3 protein-coding genes and 2 pseudogenes are annotated in these 4,495 nt (G+C 72.9%); 3 read left to right on the forward strand and 2 right to left on the reverse strand.

What is annotated here, in order from left to right; genetic code table 11:
- Together D6689_12210 and D6689_12215 are read left to right on the forward strand one after the other, a co-directional pair.
- Nucleotides 1–879 (forward strand): GGDEF domain-containing protein (locus D6689_12210; protein ID RMH40975.1); only part of this gene is annotated, 879 nt, incomplete at its 5' end.
- Nucleotides 876–1,154: pseudogene (locus D6689_12215) on the forward strand (shikimate dehydrogenase). The gene D6689_12210 and the pseudogene D6689_12215, both read left to right, overlap by 4 nt.
- A 58-nt stretch (nucleotides 1,155–1,212) precedes the next feature.
- Here D6689_12215 and D6689_12220 read toward each other — a convergent pair.
- Both D6689_12220 and D6689_12225 read right to left on the reverse strand, forming a co-directional pair.
- Nucleotides 1,213–1,326 (reverse strand): annotated as a pseudogene (locus D6689_12220) (heparin-binding hemagglutinin).
- A gap of 398 nt (nucleotides 1,327–1,724) precedes the next feature.
- On the reverse strand, nucleotides 1,725–3,359 hold the full coding sequence (locus tag D6689_12225; GenBank protein RMH40976.1) for a hypothetical protein: 1,635 nt from the start codon (nucleotides 3,357–3,359) through the stop codon (nucleotides 1,725–1,727).
- 164 nt (nucleotides 3,360–3,523) lie between these two features.
- Between D6689_12225 and D6689_12230 the strand changes: the two genes are divergently transcribed.
- Nucleotides 3,524–3,973, forward strand: coding sequence for a peptidylprolyl isomerase (locus D6689_12230; protein RMH40977.1), 450 nt, complete (start codon nucleotides 3,524–3,526; stop codon nucleotides 3,971–3,973).
- Nucleotides 3,974–4,495: the final 522 nt, after the last annotated feature.

The following is a 4,495-nucleotide window of genomic DNA, read 5'->3' on the forward strand; positions in this document are numbered from 1 at the left end:
GCACAATTCCGCCGCGCGCGCGCGGCGGAATTGTGCGTCGACCTCGGCTACGAAGTCGCCCCCGACGATCGCGTCGACACGATCGTTGCACGCGTCGCCGCCGGCGACGTCGACGTCCTGCTCACGGCGTTGCCCGGCGGCGAAGCGATCGTCGAGGCCGCGCGCGCGCGCAGCACGCGCCCGCCGGTCATCGCGATCGTCGATCCCCCCGCGGACACCGCGTTCGAGCGCGCCGACACTGCGGGCGCCGACCTGTTCGTCGTCAGGCCGCTGGCGCGCGACGCGATGGCAGCCGCGCTGCGCGGCGCCGCACAGCTCCGGATCGTCCGCGATCGACTCCGCGCGGTCGAGGGAGCGGAGGCGGCTCTCCGCGAACGACTGTTGCGCTACGGCGAGAGCGATTCCGTCACCGGGTTTCAGCACATCGACTTCTTCCAAAAGCTGCTCGTCATCGAACTCAAACGCGCTCGCCGTTACGGCTATCCGCTGGCGGTCGTACTCGTCGCGATCGACCCGTATCCGGAGGAGCCATCGCCGGCCGTCGCGCGCCAGCTCCGCACGCGCGTCGCCACGGCGATCAGCGCGTGCATTCGCGAAATCGACATACCCGTCGACTTCGCCGACGACCGCTTTTTGGTGTTTCTGCCCTACACGCCGCTCGACGGCGCCGAACGCGTCGGCCGCCGGATCGCGAAGGTCGTCGCCAGCTACGGCAAGGTCGCCGACGGCGACCGCGAACACCGGATGTCGGTGTCTGTCGGCATCGCGGCGCTCAAGCCGGGGCGTCCGGTGAGCTTCGCCCGGTTGATCCGCGACGCGAAGGCCGCCGTGCGCGCGGCGCAGCTCAAGGGCGGCGGCCAGGTCGTGGTGCGGCGGTGATCGGAGCGCGTACGCGGTGGGCCGCCGTGTGGGGCGACCCGGTCGACCACAGCGCGTCGCCTGCGCTGCACAACGCCGCGTTCGCCGCGCTCGGGATCGACGCCATATTCCTCGCAATGCAGGTGCCGGCGGACCGGCTCGCGGACGCCGTCGCGGGCGCCCGCGCGTTGCGGCCGCTCGGTCTCAGCGTGACCGTGCCGCACAAACGCGCGATCGCGGGGTTGGTCGACGCGCTCGCGCCACCGGCCGACCGCATCGGCGCAGTCAACTGCATCGAGGTGCGCGACGACGGCGGGCTCATCGGCCACAACACGGACGCAGGCGGATTTGCAGATGCGGTCGGCGACGTGCGCGGCGCGCGCGCGGTGGTGCTGGGCGCGGGCGGCGCGGCCCGCGCGGTCGCGGCCGGCCTCGCCGACGCGGGCGCCGCGGACGTCACCGTCATCGCGCGCCGTCCGGATCGAGTCGACTGGACCGCCGCGCGGCCGTGGACGGCCGCCGAACTCGCGCGGCTCGCGCCCGCCGCCGACCTGTGGGTCGACTGCACGTCGGCCGCCCTGTCGGCGGACCGGGAATCGGCGGTGCCCGCGCCGGTGCCGGTCGACGCGCTGGCCGCGCATGCGACCGTCGCGTCGCTCGTCTACCACCGCGTGCCCGCGCTGCTCGCCGCCGCGCGCGCGCGCGGCCTGCGCACGGTCGACGGGCGCGCCATGTTGCTGCACCAGGGCGCTCGAGCCCTGCGCATCTGGACCGGGCGACAGCCGCCGCTCGACGCGATGCGCGCGGCCCTCGACGCGGCGCTCGGCCCGGCCGGTTCGTAGCGCGCGCAGCGCCGAACCGCGCGGTCAGCCGGTGGCGCGCGCCCCGGGAAACTCGTCGAAATAGCGGGCGAGCGCATCCGTCGTGCCGCACACGTATACCGCGTCAGCGGGTTCGAACGCGAAGGCCCCGTCGAGTTCCACGATCACGTCGTCGCCGCGCTCGACCGCGACGATGGAACAGCCCGTGCGCTGCCGGACCCGCGCCGAAGCGGGATTGGTGCCGACGAGTTCGCCCGGCGCCAGCTTGACCACCTTGAGCCGCGGCTCGAGCGCAATCGATTGTTCGCCGAGCACATGATGCATCAGCAACTGTCCGGTGACTTGCGCGATCGACAACGAAAAGTCGGCGCCAGCGCGGTGGATGCGCGCCACGTTGGCCGCGCGGTCTACGCTCGCGACGATCGCGACCTCCGGCGCAAGATCTCGCACGACTGCGGCCGCGAACAGAGTCGCCGCATCGTTCTCCAGCGCGAGGATCACCGCTCGGGCCGAGCCGATTCCGGCGCGCCGCAACGTCTCCGGATCGAGCGGCTCGCCGACGACATCGACGCCGGGGCGCTCGCGATCGTCGATGACGCGCACCGTCTCGCCAGCGTCCGACAGGAATTGCGCCACTTTCGAGCCGACGGTGCCGCCCCCCGCGACGATCAAGTGGCCGTGCCGGGTCATCGGCCGCGTGATGTCCGCCAGGCGGGCGAGGCTGTCGCGCGAGCCGGCGGCCACGAGGATCGTGCCCGGCGGAATCGGCGCGTCGGGGGCGGGTTGCTGGCTCAGCTCGCCGCCGACCCATTGGCCGATGATCGTCGCGCCCGTGCGCTCGCGAATGCGAGCCTGCGCCAGCGTCGCGCCCGCCAGCGGACTGTCGTCGTGCACCCGCAGCTCGGCGATGTCGAGGTGCTTGCCGAGCGAATGAGCGCCGGCCACCCGCGGGTTGATGAGCGGACTGGCCTTGGCGGCGATCGCGGCCGCCAGCACGTGCGGCGGCGTAAACGCGGCCGTCGCGCCCGCGAGCCGCATCGGGTTGCGGCGCTGCGGGCTCTCGACCAGCGCCACGATCGGGCCGTCGAAGCCGGCCTCGCGCGCCGCGAGGGCGAGCACCGCGTTGTTGTGGTCCGGTCCGTTGAGAACGAGCGCCCGCGCCGCGGGAAGTCCCGACAGGTCGGGAACGTCGTCTTCGATCGACACGTGCACGACGTCGATGCCGCGGTCGAGCATGCGACGGGCGCGCGCCGCGTCCTCTTCGAGCACGAGCAGCGGGATGCGCGACTCGATGAGCGTGTCCACCAGCCCGGACACGGCGGCGCCGTATCCATAGATCACCACGTGGTCGGACAGCCGCGGCAGCGCGGTCGCGAGCCGCCCTTCGAACCGCTCCTCGATGAACGGAATCAGTACGAGCGGAACGACGAGGAACACGAGCAGTACGCCGGCGAACTGCACGAGCACGACGAACGCGATCATCGCCGGGTGCCGCCACTGCGCATCGGCGCCGTAGCCGGTGGACGTGACCGTCTCGGCGGCCCACTCGAGCGACTGCCAAAACGTGCGCGGCTCGCCTTCGAGATAGGACATCCCGGCGCTGTACAGCGCGGCGAGCGCGCATACGGTCGCCGGCACGCCGATCGCCAAGCCGAGCAGCCGTCGTTGCGATCGACGCATCCGGCGGGAGTCTACCCCACGCGATGCGGCGCTCCGTCCGCCTATCTGTCCGACAACTGGAGGGATGCCGCCGCTGCCGGTCGCGCCGCGCCAAAATCGGTGCACCCGCGCCGATTCTGTGGTAGTCACCGGGGGTGACAGAGCAAGCAACGATTGGTGATGGGATGGTGGTCAGCATGCACTACACGCTGACCACGCCGGAGGGGCAGGTGATCGACAGCTCGGCTGGCGGCACGCCCCTCACGTATCTGCACGGCGCGAACAACATCGTGCCGGGCCTCGAAGGCAAGCTGACAGGACACGTCGTCGGCGACCGGATTCAGGCGATCGTGCCGCCGTCCGAGGGTTACGGCGAACGCACAGGCCCCGGCCCACAGGCGGTGCCGCGCGATCGGTTCCCGGCCGGGGAAGAGCTGCACGCGGGTATGCAGATTCTGGCGCAGGGACCGGACGGCCAGCCGTTCCCGTTGTGGATTGCGAAGGTCGAGCAGGACAACGTCTACGTGGATCACAACCACCCGCTGGCGGGCGTGACGCTGCACTTCGACGTCGAAGTCACCGGCATCCGCGCCGCGACCGCGGAAGAACTCGCCCACGGCCACCCGCACGACTAGCGGGATTCGGGCTGGCCAGCGTCGCTGGCCGCATCCAGGCTCGCGGCGATGTGGCGTTGCGGCGGGCGTCAGGCCACCGGCGTCCGCCGCGGCGCACCGGATGGCGTACCCGCGCGCCCGCGCGGGTTGCGCGCGGCGACGCCAGGTTCGGCGCACGCCCGCGGCGCACCGGATGGCGTACCCGCGCGCCCGCGCGGGTTGCGCGCGGCGACGCCAGGTTCGGCGCGCGCCCGCGGCGCACGCGGGGGCGTACGACCATACGGTACCGAAGGGCGCGGCTGTACGCCGACGATCGCCCGCAGATCGCGACCGCAGCCTCCGGCCATGCGCGACAGCGAGCCGGAGCGAAGCGCGCGAGCTGTCGCGCAACGGCCCCGGTGCGCGGACCCGACGGCGCGGGGCCCGGCGAGCGCGGGTTCGCGCGGCGTTGACTCGCGAGTCCCCGCCGGGCCGCGCGCGCGACGAACGCGCCGCGTCCGCGCGGCCACCGCGCCGGCGCGAGCGACAGGACGCGCCGCGTCC

This window comes from Deltaproteobacteria bacterium (genome assembly GCA_003696105.1).
In the GTDB taxonomy this organism is placed as follows: Bacteria; Myxococcota_A; Polyangia; order Haliangiales; family J016; genus J016.

Coding starts and splice junctions, on each gene's coding strand:
- D6689_12225 (RMH40976.1), bottom strand. CDS start 3,359: ATGCGTCGATCGCAACGACGGCTGCTCGGCTTGGCGATCGGCGTGCCG.
- D6689_12230 (RMH40977.1), top strand. CDS start 3,524: ATGGTGGTCAGCATGCACTACACGCTGACCACGCCGGAGGGGCAGGTG.